Genomic DNA, 16,634 nt, shown 5'->3' on the forward strand with positions numbered 1-16,634 from the left:
GGCCCGTTCAGGGCCCGGGGGTCTGGGGGCGCAGCCCCCAGGGGATGGGAATGGGTAGGGGCGGCGGGGGCGAGGAGAGAGTTACGGGATCACCACGATCTTCCTCCCCACCCCCGACGCGAACTGCTCCAGCGCCTGCGGATAGCTCTCCAGTGGCAGGCGGTCGCTGATGAAGATCTCCGGGTTCAGGACGCCCGCCGCGAACAGTTCCGCCGCCCGTTCGAAGCTGTGCAGGACCGCCATCGACCCGGTGATGGTGATCTCCTGGTTGTAGATGCGGTACGGGTCGATCGTGACCCGGGTCGCGTAGTCCGCCACGCCGAACTGGAGGAACGTGCCCGCCTTCGCCACCCGGTCCAGGCCGTCCTGGATCGCCGCCGCGTTGCCCGTCGCGTCCACCACCACGTCCCAGCCCTGGGGGCGGTCCAGCTCGTCCGCGTTCGTTGCCGATCCTGATACGCCCAACAGCTGCGCCGTCGACAGGCGCTGCGCGTTGATGTCGACCACGTCGACACTCGCCGCGCCCGTCCGCTTCGCCAGCTCCAGCATCATCAGGCCCATCGTTCCCGAGCCGTAGATCAGGACATGGGCGCCCAGGCGGGTCTGGAGTACGTCGTAACCCCGTACCGCACACGACAGTGGCTCCACCAGCGCCGCGTCCTGGGTACGGATGTGCTCCGGCAGACGTACGCAGTTCGCTACCGGCGCCACCGCGTACTGCGCCGCGCCGCCCGCCGTCGTCACGCCGATCGCCGCCCAGCGTTCGCAGAGGTTGTTGTGGCCCGTACGGCAGTAGCGGCACTCGTGGCAGTAGAGGGAGGGGTCCACTGCCACTCGGTCGCCGAGCGACAGCTCCGTGACCTGCGTACCTACGCCCACCACCTCCCCCGCGAACTCGTGCCCCGGCACGATCGGCAGCGTCGGGGCGAACTCGCCCTGGAGGATGTGCAGGTCGGTGCCGCACAGGCCGCAGGCGGCGACCTCGACGACGACGTCGCGGGGGCCCGGTGTCGGGTCCGGGACCTCCATGACGACGGCCTTGCCCACGGACTCGATGACGGCTGCCTTCACTTCACGGCTCCCAGTGACAGGCCCTGGACCAGTTTGTCCTGGGCGGCGAACCCCGCGGCGAGCACCGGCAGGGAGATGACGAGCGACGCGGCGCACACCTTCGCCAGGAACAGGCCCTGGCTGGTGATGAAGCCGGTGAGGAAGACGGGGGCCGTCTCCGCGACCACACCCGTCAGCACCCGTGCGAACAGCAGCTCGTTCCAGCTGAAGATGAAGCAGATCAGGGAGGTGGCGGCGATGCCCGGGAGGGCGATAGGGGCGACGACCCGGGTGAGGATCGTGGGCAGCTTCGCCCCGTCCACCCTCGCCGCCTCGATGATCGCCACCGGGACCTCGGAGAGGAAGGACTGCATCATCCACACCGCGATCGGCAGGTTCATGGACGTGTAGAGGATGACCAGCAGCCAGATGTTGTCCAGCATGTCCGTGTTCTTTGCGAACAGGTAGATCGGGAGCAGGCCCGCCACCACCGGCAGCATCTTCGTCGACAGGAAGAAGAACAGGACGTCCGTCCATTTCTTCACCGGGCGGATAGACAAGGCGTATGCCGCTGGGAGTGCCAGTACCAGCACGAACAGGGTCGATGCCAGCGACGCCACCGTCGAGTTGACCAAGGACGGCCAGGGGCTCGCGCCGCCTCCCGTGCCGAAGAACTCGCGGTAGCCGTCGAGGGTCAACGCGGCGCCGAAGGACGGGGGGTTGGTCGCCGCGTCCTCCTCCGAGTGGAAGGACGTCAGGGCCATCCAGGCGATCGGGAGGAAGAAGAGGATGCCCGCCAGCCAGGCCAGCAGGCCCAGGCCCGCTCCCCGGGTGCGGCTTGGACGTACGCCTGTAGCGGTCTCGCTCATGCTCGGGACGCCTCCTCGCGGAACAGGGACGACACCACGCGCAGGGCGAAGGTCGCGATGATGATCGAGCCGATGACCACCAGGACGCCGGCCGCGGAGGCCAGGCCGTTCTCATGGGCCTGGTAGAAGCTCTGGTAGACGGTGTAGGGGAGGTTGGCCGTGCCCAGGCCGCCTGATGTGATCGTGAAGACCGCGTCGAAGTTCTGGACGATGTAGATCGAGCCCAGCAGGGCGCCGAGTTCGAGGTAGCGGCGCAGGTGGGGGAGGGTCAGATAGCGGAAGACCTGCCAGTCGTTCGCGCCGTCGACCTTCGCCGCCTCGATCTGCTGCTGGTCGCGGCTCTGCAGGCCCGCCAGCAGGATCAGCATCATGAACGGCGTCCACTGCCAGACCAGTGATGCCTCCACCGCGAGCAGCGGGGTGTTGGAGATCCAGTCCGGTTGCGGGCCCCCTACGTAGTGCAACAGGCCGTTCAGCAGACCGTATTCGGGGTTGTAGAGCACGTGCTTCCAGAGCAGGGCCGCCGCCACCGGGACCACCAGGAAGGGGGCGATCAGGAGGGTGCGGACCAGGCCCCTGCCGCGGAACTTGCGGTCCAGGAGGAGGGCCAGGCCGAGACCCAGGATCAGGCTCGCCAGGACCACCGCCACCGTGAGCAGGATCGTCGTCCACACCGACTGGCGCAGGTCCGCGTCGGTCAGGACCTCCGTGTAGTTGGCGAAGCCCGTGAAGTGGCGGGCCTTCGGGTACAGCGAGTTCCAGTCGAAGAACGAGATCACCAGCGTGGCCACGAACGGGAGTTGGGTCACGGCGATCATGAAGATCAGGGCCGGGAGGAGTGGGGCCCGGGTGGCCCAGGCGCGCATGCGGCCCGAGGGGCGCTTCACGGCGCGTACGGATGGTGCGGCGAGCGGGGCTGTCGTGGTCGCGGTCATCGTCCCTCGTACTCCTCGGAGATCTCCTCGGCCAGCTTCTGGGACTTCTTCAGGGCCGACTCGACGGACTGGCGTCCGGCGATGGCCGCGCTGATCTCCTGCGAGACCTTGGTGCCGAGATCGGTGAACTCGGGGATGCCGACGAACTGGATGCCGGGTGCCGGGCGGGGCTGTACTCCGGGGTCGTTCGGGCGGGCGCCCTCGATCGCCTCCTTCGTCATCTCCTGGAAGGCGGCGGCCTCTTGGCGGTAGTCGGCGTTCTCGTACGTCGAAGCGCGCTTGCCCGCCGGGACGTTGGACCAGCCGATCTCGTCGCCGACCAGCTGCTCGTACTCCTTGCTGGACGCCCAGGACACGAACTTCCAGGCGTCGTCGGGGTTTCGGGAGGCCTTCTGGATGCCCCAGGCCCAGGTGTAGAGCCAGCCGGAGGACTCCGTCTTCTCGACGGGCGCCGGTACGTAGCCGATCTTGCCCTTCACCGGGGAGTTCGCCGACTCCAGGGAGCCGGCCGCCGAGGTGGCGTCGTACCACATGGCGACCTTGCCCTGGGTGATGTTGTTGAGGCACTCGGCGAAGCCGGACTGGGGGGCGCCGGACTCGCCGTGCTCGCGCACCAGGTCGACGTAGAAGTTCACCGCTTTCTCCCATTCGGGGGAGTCGAGCCGTGCCTTCCAGTTCTTGTCGAACCAGGTGCCGCCGAAGGTGTTCACCACCGTGGTGAGGGGTGCCATGACCTCGCCCCAGCCCGGCAGGCCGCGCAGACAGATGCCCTTCATGCCGGACTCGGCGCCGTCGACCTTCGCCGCCAGGTCGGCGACCTGGGTCCAGGTGGGGTGCGGGGGCATGGTGAGGCCCTTCGCGTCGAACACGTCCTTGCGGTACATCAGGAAGGACGACTCGCCGTAGAAGGGCTGGCCGTAGAGCTTGCCGTCGTCCCCGGTGAGGGACTCGCGCATCGGCTTGAGGACGTCCTGTTCGTCGTACGCGCTGTCCTTCGCGACGTACGTGTTCATCTCGTGCAGCCAGCCGTTGCGGGCGTAGATCGGGATCTCGTAGTTGGAGAGGGTCGCCACGTCGTACTGGCCCGCCTGGTTGGCGAAGTCCTGGCTGATCTTGTCGCGGACGTCGTTCTCGGGCAGGACGGTGAAGTTGACCTTGATGCCGGTCTCTTTGGTGAAGTGGGCCGCGGTGAGCTTCTGCAACTCGACCATCTGCGGGTTGTTCACCATCAGGACGTTGACGGCGTCGCCGCCGGAACCGGACCCGCCCGCTCCGGCCCAGCAGCCGGAGAGCAGCGGGGCGAGCAGCGTCCCTGCGGCGGCCAGTGCGAGCGTGGCTCGCGGCCTCCGTCGGCTCGGGGTTCGCATGGATCGCTCCTGGAGGTATCGGGATATATGGGGCGCGGGAGGGGTGGGTGAGGATGGGTGGGTTTGGGTCTCGGGCTCGGATCAGGCCTGGTTCAGGCTTGGCTCAGACTCGTATGACCTGCGGTCCCTGCAGTGAGTAGCGGTGTGCCTCGGCCGTCGGCAGCAGTGTGCTCGTGACGATCGTGTCCAGGTCGCCGATGTCGGCGAACCGGCAGAAGCTCACCGCCCCGAACTTGGTGTGCACGCCCGCGAACACCGTGCGCCGCGAGGCCCGGATCGCCTGCGCCTTGACCTCGCTGACCGCCGGGTCGGGTGTCGTCAGGCCCTGTTCGCGGGAGATGCCGTTGGCGCCGATGAAGGCCAGGTCCAGGATGAAGCCGGCCAGCATCTTCGTCGTCCAGTGGTCGACCGTCGCGAGGGTGCCGGGGCGGACCCGGCCGCCCAGCAGCAGGACCGAGGTGTTCTCGGTCTCCGCGAGCGCGCCCGCGACGGGCAGGGACGCGGTGACCACGGTCAGCGGCCGGTCCCTGGGCAGGGCCTCGGCGATGAGCTGCGGGGTGAACCCCTCGTCGACGAAGACCGTTTCGGCGTCCCCGAGCAGCTCGGCCGCCGCGACGGCGATCCGGCGCTTCTCGGGTACGTGGCTGGTGGCGCGGAAGGCGAGGGTCGTCTCGAATCCGGCGCTCTCCACGGGGTAGGCGCCGCCGTGGGTGCGGCGAACCAGGCCGTGGTCCTCCAGGGCGCGCAGATCCCGTCGTACGGTCTCCTTGGCCACGCCCAGATCGGCGGCGAGGGTGGTCACGTCGACCGAACCTGTGGCGCGGGCGGCACGCACGATGTGCCGCTGGCGGTCCTCCGCTGTGCCGGTCATGTCGTCACCCGCCTTCCTGTGCCGTGTTGCCCGTTCGGGCCTTGTGGGGGAAGTTCTACAGCGGGTGGGTGGCGGTGACCAGGTCTGTTACGGGGGTGATAGTGACCGGCTGTGCCCGTTCGGGCGGGGTGCGCCCATGGGCTCGGGGGGTGCCGTCGTGTTGCGGGTGCGGGCCGGATGTGGCTGGTCGCGCAGTTCCCCGCGCCCCTGAATCGCCGCTGTCGCGGCAGATCCAGTGCCCATCGCCCATGCCCGAACAATGCTGCGGACGGGCCCGTTCGGCGCCCGTCCGCAGTGTGATCTAGACAAACTAGTACGGCCAGATCGGGGGGTCGGTCACGAAGGCGCCGCCGAGGTAGGCGTGTGCCTCGTTGCCGGGCTGGAGTTCGCCCTGCTCGGCGATCAGTTTCTCGGCGTAGGGCTCGGAGTCGTCCTGCGGGTCGTAGCCGAGCGCCCGCGCGGTGCCGAGGTCCCACCACAGGCGGGTGTTGGCGGAGGAGCCGTAGACGACGCTGTGGCCGACGTCCTCGGCGGTCAGGGCCGCGTGGAGGAGGCGGGCGCCGTCTGCGGGGCTCATCCAGATCGACAGCATCCGTACGGTCGTCGGCTCGGCGAAGCAGGAGCCGATGCGTACCGAGACGGTCTCCAGGCCGTGCTTGTCCCAGTAGAGCTGGGCCAGGTCCTCGCCGAACGACTTGGAGAGGCCGTAGAAGGTGTCGGGGCGGTGCGGGGTGGCGATGGGGATGAGGGGGTCGTCGCCCTGCGGCCGGGGCGTGAAGCCCACCGCGTGGTTGGAGGAGGCGAAGACGATCCGTCCGACGCCCTCCTCGCGCGCGGCCTCGTACAGGTTGTACGTGCCCTCGATGTTCGCCCTCAGGATCTTGTCGAAGGAGGACTCCAGGGAGATGCCCGCGAGGTGGACGATCGCGTCGACGCCCCGCACGGCCTCGCGCAGCGCCGCCCTGTCGGTGAGGTCCGCGGTGATCGCGTCCGGCTCGCCCTCGATGGGGAGCAGGTCGAACAGGCGCAGTTCGTAGCCGTACGACGGGAGCAGTTCCCGCATGAGGGTGCCGAGTCCGCCGGCGGCGCCGGTGAGCAGGACGGTGCGGGGAGCGGGCATTCTCGGGTCTCCTGGAGTCGGCAGAAGCAATCCGGCAGGCGCTATCACGGGCGCATTCATGTACAGCATTCACATTCATGGACACGCTAGGGATCGTGGACCGGCCCCGTCAAGTGTGGCGCCGAGCTGCGAAATCTGCCCCTGTGTTGCGGGTTTGCGCGCTTGACCACTCCCAATGGGGCCGATTAGCGTGGACGCGTTCAGAAATGTAGACGTGGATCAGAAACATGCACATGTGCATGTCTAGGGAGAGCCCGTGACGTCAGCCGCCCTGGCCGCCCGCCTCAGTATTCCGAGCGGGCCGCTGTTCTTCCCCGTCACCGCCTACGGCCCCGACGGCTCGCTCGACCTCGACGTCTACCGCGCCCATGTGCGCCGGGGGGTGGAGGCGGGGGCCGCGGCCGTCTTCGCCTGCTGCGGCACCGGCGAGTTCCACGCGCTGACCCCCGAGGAGTTCCAGGACTGCGTACGGGCGGCGGTGGAGGAGACGGCCGGGCGCGTGCCCGTGGTCGCGGGCGCCGGATACGGCACCGCACTCGCCGTACGCTACGCGCGTCTCGCCGAGGAGGCCGGGGCCGACGGGCTGCTCGCCATGCCGCCGTATCTGGTGGTGGCCGGGCAGCAGGGGCTGCTGCGCCACTACCGGGAGCTGGCCGCGTCCACCGCCCTGCCGGTCATCGTCTACCAGCGCGACAACGCCGTGTTCACCCCGGAGACCGTCGTCGGGCTGGCGCGCACCGAGGGGATCATCGGGCTCAAGGACGGGGTCGGTGACCTGGACCTGATGCAGCGGATCGTGAGCGCCGTACGCGCCGAGGTGCCCGGCGACTTCCTGTACTTCAACGGGCTGCCGACCGCCGAACTGACCGGGCTCGCCTACAAGGGCATCGGCGTCACCCTGTACTCGTCGGCCGTCTTCTGCTTCGCGCCCGAGATCGCGCTCGCCTTCCACAAGGCGCTCAACACCGGCGACGACGCGACCGTGAACCGGCTCGTGGACGGCTTCTACCGGCCGTTCGTCGAGCTGCGGGCGCTGGGGCGCGGATACGCCGTCTCGCTCGTCAAGGCGGGCGTACGGCAGGCCGGACTGGACGTCGGGGAGGTCAGGCCGCCGCTGCACGAGCCGAGCGAGGACCATGTGAAGCAGCTGGCCCGGCTCGTGGAGCGGGGTTACGCGTTGCTGGAGGCCGGGTCCGACACGGCTGTCACGGCAGGGGCCGAGTTCGAGGAGAGCGTGTGAAGGCGTCCGCGTTCGTCTATCCCTGGGACGTCAACGGCGATCCCGACGCCGCCCGGCGGATCGCCGCGCTCGGCGTGGAACAGGTGACGCTGGCCTCCGCGTACCACTCCACGCGCGCGTTGACCCCCCGCCACCCGCGCCACCGCATCGTCACCGCCGAGCACGCGGCCGTGCTGTACCCCACTGACGAGCGCTGGGCGGGCCGTGAGCTGCGGCCGTACGCGGCCGGGGCGTGGGCCCCCGGGGACGCGTACGGCGAGGCCGCCGCCGCACTCGCCGACGCGGGCCTCGACGTGCACACCTGGGTCGTCCTCGCGCACAACTCCCGGCTGGGCGCCGACCACCCCGACACCTCCGTGGTCAACGCCTACGGGGACCACTACCCGTGGGCGCCCTGCATCGCACAGCCCGCCACGCGCGCGTACCTCGTCGATCTGGCGGCAGAGGCGGCCGTACGCCCCGGAGCGCGCGGTACGGAGCTGGAGTCCCTGGGCTGGTACGGGCTCACGCATCTGCACGCCCACGACAAGACCGGCGCCGTCGCGCTCGGCGACGCCGGCCAGTATCTGATGGCGCTCTGCTTCTGCGCGTCCTGCCGGGCGGGGTACGGCGGCCAGGGCCTCGACCCCGACGAGCTGGCGACGGCCGTACGGGCCGCACTGGAGCCCCTGTGGCGGGGCGCGCCGTCCGATGAGGGGGACGCGGGGTGGGCGGGCGTCGAGAAGGCCCTCGGGGAGGAGAAGGCGGCCCTCACGCGCGCGTGGCGCGAGGAAACCGCCCGCACACTCCAGGAGGCGGCCATCACGGCCGTACGGGCTGCGGCTGCCGAGGGATTCCAGGTGCTGCTGCACGCGGACCCGGTGTCGTACCACGTCGGTGCGAACCCCGGTGTGGACCCCGCGCACATTCTGTCCCTCGCGGACGGTGTGGTGGTGCCCTGCACGGGCGGTGCGGGACTGCTGACCCCGTTCGCCGAACAGCGTCGCGCGGATGCCGTGCTGGCCGCCAACTTCGTTGTGGTGTCCGGGATGGGGGGCAGTCCGGGCACGCTCGCGGTGGACGCGGAGCGGGCGGTTGGGCTGGGGGCGACGGAGCTGCGGCTGTATCACGCGGGGTTGGCGTCGGACGGGGACTTGGGGTTGGTGCGGGAGGCGCTGGCGCGGGGCTGAATTTGGTTTCGCCCCCGCCGCCCTTACCCGTTCCCATCCCTGGGGGCTGCGCCCCCAGACCCCCCTTTCGGCCTGAACGGCCTCGTCCTCAAACGCCGGACGGGCTGGAGGGTGCGGGTCGGTCCTGTGATTTCTGGTTGGCTGGGGCAGGTCGGAACAGAGGTGCTGCGGTCAGGAGCAGGGCCAGGCCCAGCGTCGGCAACAGCGCCCGGTGGTCGACCTGTTCGACCAGTGCCGCGCTCACGGCCAGACCGATCGCCGTGGGCGCGAACATCAGGGTGTTGGCGGTCGCCGCCGTACGGCCGAGCAGCTCCTGCGGGGTCTCGCGCTGCACGGCGGTGAGGCCCGCGATCAGGACGCAGGGCAGGCCGATCCCGTTGGCCACGCCCGACGCGAGGACCGCGGGGTCGGCCGGGACCGCCCGCAGTGCCGTGGCGGCGGCGGTCAGGGCGATCCCGTACGCGGCGAACCGGCGCTCCCCGAGGCGCCGCAGCAGCGGGCCCGAGGCCAGACCGACCGTCACCGAGCCGACGCCCTGGAGGACGTACAGCGGACCGGCGTACGCGGGGGAGTGGCCGAGCCCCTCGACGACGGCGTAGAGGGTGGCGGCGCTCAGGCCCGACAGGAGCATCGTCGTGCCGCCCGCCAGGACGAGCGGGCGCAGGTGGTCGTGCCGCCACAGGAAGCGGGCGCCCTCGGCGGTGCCGGTTCCTGTACCGGTTCCTGTGGTCCGCGGGGCGGTCTCGCGGACGCGCAGACCGGCGTACAGGACGGTGGCCAGGACGAACGTGACCGCGTCCAGGAGGGCCACGCTCGGGCCGCCGTACGCCGCGTAGAGGCCCGCGCCGGCCAGTGGGGCGACCAGTTTCATGCCCTCGTTCGCCGTCATGCGCAGGCCGTTGAAGTCACCCAGGAGCGACTTGTCGACCGCCGTGGCGACCAGCGCCGCCTCGGCCGCGTCATGGACGACGCCCGCTGTGCCGTACACCAGCAGGACGGCGAAGAGGATCCACAGGCGGTCCGCGGAGTCGACCGCGAACAGGGTCAGCAGGAGGGCCGCGAGGGTCAGGTTCGTCCAGATCAGGAGCGGTTTGCGGCGGGTGCGGTCGGCGAGCGTGCCGAGGAGCGGGCCCGCCAGGCTCGGCGCCCACATCGCGAACAGACAGAGCGCGGCCAGGCCGTCCGAGCCGGTGAGGTCCTTGACCCAGATGCCGGACGCCAGCCACAGCGCCGACGTACCGAAGCCGGAGACCACGACTCCGGCGAGGTAGAGGCCCGCGTTGCGGTCGCGCAGGACACGGACAACGGACCAGGTTCGAGTCGTCATGCCTGGTCATCGTGGGGCTAAGGGGTGGGGGGAGGGATCGGGCAGGTGCCTTAGAAACGGAACGGACGGGGTGCGGATGTCATGCGCCGTCCTGGCTCTGCAGCGCGTCGAAGAGAGTGAGGAAGACCAGCAGGTTGGGGAAGCCGACCGCGGGGAGCACCATCCAGGGTTTCGGGTCGCCACGCCGATGGATCTGCAAGCCGCCGTGCTTCACGTCGATCCGCTCGACCTCGCGCCAGCCGAGCCGCCGGCCGTCCTTCCCGACGCCTCCCGCGTTGATGTCGACGAGGCCGCCGAAGTCCACGCGCTCACCCGCGTTGAGCCGGGCCGCGTCCTTCTTCACCCGCGAGTTGCTGAAGGCGTCGGTCAGCCCCTCGACGAACGCGAGGACGCCGGGGTACGTGTTGTCCACGACGATCAGGCCACCGGCCTCCGGTATCACCAGCAGCCGGTACTGCATATAGCTGCCGAACTGCTTGACCACCTTGATGTCCTGCCTGGCGACCATGTCGATCTCGTCCCAGCCGTACGCCTCAGGCTCCAGGTCGGCGACTTGACGCACGACGCCGTCCTCGTACCAGGCGACCCACGTCTTCGGCGGCCTGGCACGCAGCAGGAACCAGCAGGCGAGCCCCAGCGCGAGTGCCGCCATGGCCAGCATGGGCAGTCCGTAGTACCAAGTGCCGTCCTGGCGCTGGTTCTCGACAGCGATCGCGATGCCGAAGGCGAACGCGCCCAGGCCGACGAGCGACAGGGGAACGATCGCCGCCCATTCGCGACGCTTGGGGTCGTTCGCCACCAGACCCCCGAGAGTGCCGAGCCCAACTTCCTGCGCAGCTACCGCTATTGCTCTCGGTTCCATGGAACGTCCCCCTTGCCGTAATGGCTCAACGTGGCCCAAATTATGGATCACGGACGGTATTTCGGCCACTGGCCCGGATCGCACCGGTTGTCCGCAGGGGGAACGGAGTGGGGTGATGGTGCAAGTGGAGAACGACGGCACGCGGGCGATCTCCGCGTTGGCCGAGCTGTGGCTGGAATCGCTCTTCGACGATCCGGCGACCCGCGGCGGGCGTGATGTGATCTGCTCGCCCGCCGCTCTGTGGCTGGCACTGACGGCCTTGGAAGCCTGCGTGGACGGAGCCACTCGCGACGAACTGCGCGGAGTCCTCGGCCCGGTCGGTGCACAGGACGCGGCGGTCCGCGAACTCGGTCGCAACGACGTGTTCGTGACCGCGGCGAGGGTGCTGAGCCAGGTTCCGGCGCGGCCGGAATTCCACCCCCGCTCGTACGGCATCACGGTCGGGAGGCTCGGCCCCGACGGCCCGACTGGGCTCCACCGGTGGGCGCACGGCACGGACACCCCGCTCGGCCGGGTGCCGCGGTGTGCCGATCCCGCGCGTTGCGCCCTGCTCGTCAGCACGGTCGCGCTGGAGGCCGAGTGGGAGCGGCCCTTCGAGCCGTACTTCACGCGAGAGCTTCTGTTCACCGATGCGGGGGGAGCGGCTCACCCCGTGCCCGCCATGGTCGCGGAAGTGCCGGCCGAGGACGCCTGGACCCTCGTACGGCCGGGCGGCCGGGTCACGGTGGTCGAACTGCGGGCCCGTGCGGCGGGCGGGGGAGCGGTGCCCGCCGCGGGACCCGTCAGGGTGCGTTTCGCACTGGGTGAGAACCGGCGGGTCCCGCCCGCGCAGGTGCTGGCGGCGGCATGCGCCCCGGCTGCTCACGGGAAGGCGCTTCGTGGGAGTCGGGCCGGGGGACGCCCCGAGGCGGTGCTGCTGGAACTGCCACGTCTCCGGCTGTCCGGCGACATCGACGTGACGCCCCATCTGACCGCGCTGGGCGTGGAGCGCGTCTTCTCGGCGTCGGCCGAACTTCCCCGGATGTTCTCCGAGCCCGTCCACTGCGAACGCGTCGTCCAGAGCTGCGCCGTACGGTTCGGCGAGGAGGGCATGTCCTCCGGGACCGCGGCCGGCCCGGTCGAGGACCGGCCCTGGGCGAACCAGGCGAACCGGAACCACTTTGACGGCCCCGGACAACTGCTGCGGACGGTCTTGGTGCGCCTCGACCGGCCGTTCGCCGTCGCGGTGCTGGACGGGAGCGGGGTGATCCCCCTGCTCGGCGGTTACCAGGCCGGCCGTCCCGGGGGAGTGCGGTGACGTGTGCGGGGAGCGAGGTGAGTGCGGTGACGCCTGCGGGGGCGTGGGCGTGGGCGGCGGCCCCTGCCTGCACGGCCTTCCATTCCCCGTACGTCCGCCCGCACCGCCCCGTACGCTCCCCGCATGCCCCTGAGCCTCACCGTCCTCGGCACCGCCTCTCCGCATCCGGAGCCGGGACGCCCCTGCTCCGGCTATCTGCTGCGCGGCGGTGGCGCCGAGGTCTGGGTGGACGCCGGGCCCGGCACCTTCGCGGAGTTGCAACGGCACACCGACCCCGCCCGGCTCACCGCGATCTGGATCTCCCATCTGCACGCCGATCACAGCGCCGATCTGCTCGCCGCCGTGTACGGGTTCGCGTACGGCGGGCTCACCCCGCCCGCGCCCATTCCCGTCTACGCGCCGCGTTCCTGCGCCCTCCGCCTGGCCGGTTTCTTCGGGCGGGCCGACACCTCCTTCCTCAGCGGAATCCTCGACTTCAGACACCTGTACGACGGCCACACCGTCCGGCACTGGAACCTGCGCCTCACGACCCGCGCGGTCTCCCACGGCACCGAGGCGTACGGGCTGCGCGCAGAGTCGCAGGGCAAGGTGTTCGCGTACTCCGGTGACACCGGACCCTGTGACGCGCTCGCCGAACTCTCCCGGGGCGCCGACCTGTTCCTGTGCGAGGCCGACATCGACCGGCACGGCGATCGCGATGGCGAACAGGTGCATCTGACCCCCGAGGATGCCGGCGCGTACGCGAAGGGCGCCGCTTCGCTGCTCATCACCCACGTCGGGCCCACGCTCACCGTCGACGCGGCCACCGACCGCGCCGCAGCGGTCTTCGGCGGGCCCACCGACACCGCGTTCGAGGGCACGACCAAGATCATCTGATCGCGCTCCCTCTCGGCCCACTCTCGGCCCCCTCTCAACTCCCTCGCGGCTTCCTCTCTGCCCCCTCTGTCAACTTCCTTTGTCAGAAGCGTTGACGAAACACAGGGCCGCTCCTACCTTCAACCCGTCGTACTTCGTACGTCATATATGAGACGCGATATGTGAGATCTGACCCGAGAGGCGCGAATGACCTCTGTGCCCACGCCGATCCCGTCCCGCACGCAGTTCGTGCTGGAGGGGATCAAACACCGCATCCTCACCGGGCAGTTGACCCCGGGACAGGCCCTGGTCGAGACCGAACTCGCCGCACAGTTCGGGGTGTCGAAGACCCCGGTGCGCGAGGCGCTCAAGACGCTGGCCGGTACCGGGCTCGTCGTGATGAACCAGTACAAGGGCGTCACGGTGCGCATGGTGGACGCGGACATGGCGCGCGAGGTCTACGACGTACGGCTGCTCCTCGAGCCGGAGGCCCTCAAGCGTTCCGTGCGCAGAAAGGCCTCGCTCGATGCCGCGCGCGACGCGCTGACCCGGGCCGACCAGGCCACCGACACCGCCGAACGCTCCCTGGCCAACCGTGAGTTCCACCGCTCCCTCTACGTCCGGTGCGGCAATCCGCTGCTCGGCCGGATGCTCGACGAGGTGCGGGACCAGGCCGCCCTGGTCTCCGCCGTCGCCTGGGCCGCCAACCCCTCCTGGGAGCGGGAGGCCGACGAGCACCGGGAGATCCTGCGGCTCGCCCTCGACGGAGACGCCGACGGTGCGGCACGCGCCCTGCACGCCCATATCGAGTCGTTCGTGCAACGGGCTTTCCCCGCAGGGGAGTCCGAGGTCCAGCGAGAGGACGGTCAGGAATGAGCGGCGTGGCGTTCGAGACCCAACGGGCGGCCCTGGCCGACGTGGTGGCGATCCCGGTGACCCCGTTCGCCGAGGACGGCACCGTCGACCAGCCCGCCCACCGGGCCCTGCTGCGCCGACTTCTCGACGGAGGCATCAACACCCTTACGCCGAACGGCAATACGGGCGAGTTCTACACCCTGACCCCTGAAGAGCGGCTCCTCGTCACCGAGTTGACCGTCGACGAGGCCGGCGACCGCGCCGCGATCCTCGTCGGCGTGGGGCACGACGTGCCGACCGCCATTGCCGCCGCCCAGCACGCCCGGGCGGGCGGGGCCTCGATGGTGATGGTCCATCAGCCCATCCACCCCTACGTCTCGGAGGGCGGCTGGGTCGACTACCACCGGGCCATCGCCGAGGCCGTGCCCGACCTCGGAGTCGTTCCGTACATCCGCAACGCCTCCCTCAGTGGTCTGCGGCTCGCCGAACTCGCCGATGTCTGTCCCAACGTCATCGGGGTGAAGTACGCCGTTCCCGACGCCGCTCGATTCGCTTCCTTCGCGCGTGACGCCGGACTCGAACGCTTCGTCTGGGTCGCCGGGCTCGCCGAGCCCTACGCGCCCTCCTACTTCTCGGCCGGCGCCACCGGCTTCACCTCCGGGCTGGTGAACGTCGCCCCGGCCGTTTCGCTGAACATGATCGAAGCGCTTCGATCCGGCGACTACCCGGCCGCCATGAAGGTCTGGGAGCAGATCCGCCGCTTCGAGGAGCTGCGCGGCGCCAACGCCTCCGCGAACAACGTGACCGTCGTCAAGGAGGCCCTCGCCTCGCTGGGACTGTGCCGACGCGATGTCCGCCCGCCGAGCCGCGCGCTGCCCGAGGACGAACGCGCCGAGGTCGCCGCCATAGCCGCCGGGTGGTCCATATGACCGGGGACAGGGTGGACAGGGTGGACAGGGTCAAGAAGCGGCCGGAGGAGCTGAGAAGCCACCAGTGGTACGGGAGCGGTGTCTCGTCGGGGTTGCGCTCCTTCAGTCACCGCGCCCGTACCCGCCAGCTCGGCTACCTCCCCGAGGAGCACCTCGGCAAGCCCGTCATCGCGATTCTCAACACCTGGTCGGACATCAATCCCTGTCATGTACACCTCCGTGACCGGGCGCAGGCCGTCAAACGGGGCGTCTGGCAGGCGGGCGGATTCCCCCTGGAATTCCCGGTGTCGACTCTCAGCGAGACCTTTCAGAAGCCGACGCCCATGCTCTACCGCAACCTCCTCGCCATGGAGACCGAGGAGCTGTTGCGCTCGTACCCCGTCGACGGCGCCGTCCTGATGGGCGGCTGCGACAAGTCCACGCCCGCCCTCCTCATGGGGGCTGCGAGTGTCGACCTGCCCGCCGTCTTCGTGCCCGCCGGGCCCATGCTGCCGGGGCACTGGCGCAACGAGGTCCTCGGCTCCGGCACCGACATGTGGAAGTACTGGGACGACAAACGCGCCGGGCTCATCGGCGACTGCGAGATGACGGAGCTGGAGAGTGGGCTCGCCCGTTCGCCCGGTCACTGCATGACCATGGGTACGGCGTCCACGCTCACCGCCGCCGCCGAGGCCCTCGGGGTGACCGTGCCGGGGGCGTCCAGCATCCCCGCCGTCGACTCCGGGCACGACCGGATGGCCGCCGCCTCGGGCCTCAGGATCGTCGAACTGGTCCACCAGGACCGCAAGTTGAGCGACATCCTCACCGCCGACGCCTTCACCGACGCGGTCACCACCGTCCTCGGCCTCGGCGGCTCCACCAACGCCGTGATCCATCTGATCGCCATGGCGGGCCGGGCCGGCGTCCGGCTCACCCTGGACGACTTCGACCGCATCGCGCGGACCGTGCCGGTGCTGGCCAACGTACGGCCGGGCGGACAGACGTACCTCATGGAGGACTTCCACTTCGCCGGCGGCCTGCCCGGGTTCCTCTCCCGGATCACCGACCTGCTGCATCTGGACCGGCCGACCGTGTCGTACGACAGCATGCGCGAGCAGCTCGACGGGGTGCAGGTGCACAACGACGAGGTCATCCGGCGCCGGGACAACCCGGTCGCGAAGGAGGGCGGGGTCGCTGTGCTGCGCGGCAACCTGTGCCCCGACGGTGCCGTCATCAAGCACATCGCCGCCGAGCCACACCTGCTCAAGCACACCGGGTCCGCGGTCGTCTTCGACGACTACCGGACCATGCAACGCACCATCAACGACCCGGAGTTGGGCATCACCGCCGACACGGTGCTGGTGCTGCGCGGCTCCGGTCCCAAGGGCGGCCCGGGCATGCCCGAGTACGGGATGCTGCCCATCCCCGACCACCTCCTCAAGCAGGGGGTCCGGGACATGGTGCGGATCTCCGACGCCCGGATGAGCGGGACCAGTTACGGCACGTGCGTGCTCCACGTAGCACCCGAGTCGCATGTCGGCGGGCCGCTCGCGCTCGTCCGCACCGGGGACTCCATCACCCTCGACGTCGAGGGGCGGTCGCTCCAACTCAACGTGGACGACGAGGAGTTGGCGCGCAGGCGGGCGGAGTGGACGCCGCCGGCCGAACGGTACGAGCGCGGTTACGGGGCGCTCTACAACGAACAGATCACCCAGGCCGACACCGGCTGCGACTTCGAGTTCCTGGCCCGGCCGGGCAAGGTGCACGACCCCTACGCGGGCTGATCGCAAGCAGCACCACCTCGCACAGCGCGACCTCGTACAGCACGACCTCGCACAGCGCGATCCTGCACAGCACCACCTCGCACACCCCTGCACCAGGGGAAAGCGCTTCCCGTACGACGCACGCA

General features: G+C 70.1%; 15 protein-coding genes. 7 read left to right on the forward strand and 8 right to left on the reverse strand.

Going from position 1 to position 16,634, the window contains the following annotated elements:
• Positions 1-81: 81 nt before the first annotated feature.
• From ACWDR4_RS31625 to ACWDR4_RS31650, 6 genes are all read right to left on the reverse strand, one after another.
• Positions 82-1,071 carry a zinc-dependent alcohol dehydrogenase family protein gene (locus ACWDR4_RS31625; protein ID WP_450413533.1) on the reverse strand — a complete coding sequence of 330 codons (990 nt, stop codon included), beginning with the start codon at positions 1,069-1,071 and terminating at the stop codon, positions 82-84.
• On the reverse strand, positions 1,068-1,919 hold the full coding sequence (locus ACWDR4_RS31630; protein WP_450413534.1) for a carbohydrate ABC transporter permease: 852 nt from the start codon (positions 1,917-1,919) through the stop codon (positions 1,068-1,070). Before ACWDR4_RS31630 ends, ACWDR4_RS31625 begins: the two co-directional genes overlap by 4 nt.
• Positions 1,916-2,854: a carbohydrate ABC transporter permease gene (locus ACWDR4_RS31635; RefSeq protein ID WP_450413535.1), complete on the reverse strand. Its 939-nt coding sequence runs from the start codon at positions 2,852-2,854 to the stop codon at positions 1,916-1,918. Before ACWDR4_RS31635 ends, ACWDR4_RS31630 begins: the two co-directional genes overlap by 4 nt.
• Complete coding sequence (locus ACWDR4_RS31640) at positions 2,851-4,221, reverse strand: ABC transporter substrate-binding protein (RefSeq protein WP_450413536.1); 1,371 nt, start codon at positions 4,219-4,221, stop codon at positions 2,851-2,853. The genes ACWDR4_RS31635 and ACWDR4_RS31640 overlap by 4 nt, the downstream gene beginning before the upstream one ends.
• Positions 4,222-4,324: 103 nt before the next feature.
• Positions 4,325-5,092 (reverse strand): DeoR/GlpR family DNA-binding transcription regulator, encoded by a 768-nt coding sequence (locus ACWDR4_RS31645; protein ID WP_450413537.1) that lies wholly within the window; start codon positions 5,090-5,092, stop codon positions 4,325-4,327.
• A 310-nt stretch (positions 5,093-5,402) separates the two neighbouring features.
• Complete coding sequence (locus ACWDR4_RS31650; RefSeq protein ID WP_450413538.1) at positions 5,403-6,212, reverse strand: NAD-dependent epimerase/dehydratase family protein; 810 nt, start codon at positions 6,210-6,212, stop codon at positions 5,403-5,405.
• Between the two features lie 256 nt (positions 6,213-6,468).
• On the opposite strand from ACWDR4_RS31650, the gene ACWDR4_RS31655 reads away from it, so the two are divergent.
• Positions 6,469-7,452: a 5-dehydro-4-deoxyglucarate dehydratase gene (locus ACWDR4_RS31655; protein WP_450413539.1), complete on the forward strand. Its 984-nt coding sequence runs from the start codon at positions 6,469-6,471 to the stop codon at positions 7,450-7,452.
• Positions 7,449-8,621: a hypothetical protein gene (locus ACWDR4_RS31660; RefSeq protein WP_450413540.1), complete on the forward strand. Its 1,173-nt coding sequence runs from the start codon at positions 7,449-7,451 to the stop codon at positions 8,619-8,621. The genes ACWDR4_RS31655 and ACWDR4_RS31660 overlap by 4 nt, the downstream gene beginning before the upstream one ends.
• Positions 8,622-8,709: 88 nt before the next feature.
• Here ACWDR4_RS31660 and ACWDR4_RS31665 read toward each other — a convergent pair whose 3' ends face one another.
• Complete coding sequence (locus ACWDR4_RS31665; RefSeq protein WP_450413541.1) at positions 8,710-9,948, reverse strand: MFS transporter; 1,239 nt, start codon at positions 9,946-9,948, stop codon at positions 8,710-8,712.
• Between the two features lie 79 nt (positions 9,949-10,027).
• Positions 10,028-10,810, reverse strand: a complete 783-nt coding sequence (locus ACWDR4_RS31670; RefSeq protein ID WP_450413542.1) for a DUF6585 family protein — start codon at positions 10,808-10,810, stop codon at positions 10,028-10,030.
• Between the two features lie 115 nt (positions 10,811-10,925).
• On the opposite strand from ACWDR4_RS31670, the gene ACWDR4_RS31675 reads away from it, so the two are divergent.
• The 5 genes from ACWDR4_RS31675 (at position 10,926) to araD (ending at position 16,509) form a co-directional block, all read left to right on the forward strand.
• Complete coding sequence (locus ACWDR4_RS31675) at positions 10,926-12,107, forward strand: serpin family protein (RefSeq protein WP_450413543.1); 1,182 nt, start codon at positions 10,926-10,928, stop codon at positions 12,105-12,107.
• A gap of 123 nt (positions 12,108-12,230) precedes the next feature.
• The gene (locus ACWDR4_RS31680) at positions 12,231-12,983 is read left to right on the forward strand and encodes an MBL fold metallo-hydrolase (RefSeq protein ID WP_450413544.1); all 753 of its coding nucleotides are present in this window, start codon (positions 12,231-12,233) and stop codon (positions 12,981-12,983) included.
• 186 nt (positions 12,984-13,169) lie between these two features.
• Complete coding sequence (locus ACWDR4_RS31685; protein ID WP_450413545.1) at positions 13,170-13,838, forward strand: GntR family transcriptional regulator; 669 nt, start codon at positions 13,170-13,172, stop codon at positions 13,836-13,838.
• Positions 13,835-14,746, forward strand: coding sequence for a dihydrodipicolinate synthase family protein (locus ACWDR4_RS31690; RefSeq protein WP_450413546.1), 912 nt, complete (start codon positions 13,835-13,837; stop codon positions 14,744-14,746). Before ACWDR4_RS31685 ends, ACWDR4_RS31690 begins: the two co-directional genes overlap by 4 nt.
• On the forward strand, positions 14,743-16,509 hold the full coding sequence (araD, locus tag ACWDR4_RS31695) for an L-arabinonate dehydratase (protein ID WP_450413547.1): 1,767 nt from the start codon (positions 14,743-14,745) through the stop codon (positions 16,507-16,509). Before ACWDR4_RS31690 ends, araD begins: the two co-directional genes overlap by 4 nt.
• The last annotated feature ends 125 nt before the right edge of the window (positions 16,510-16,634 follow it).

Source organism: Streptomyces sp. NPDC000878 (assembly GCF_053599695.1).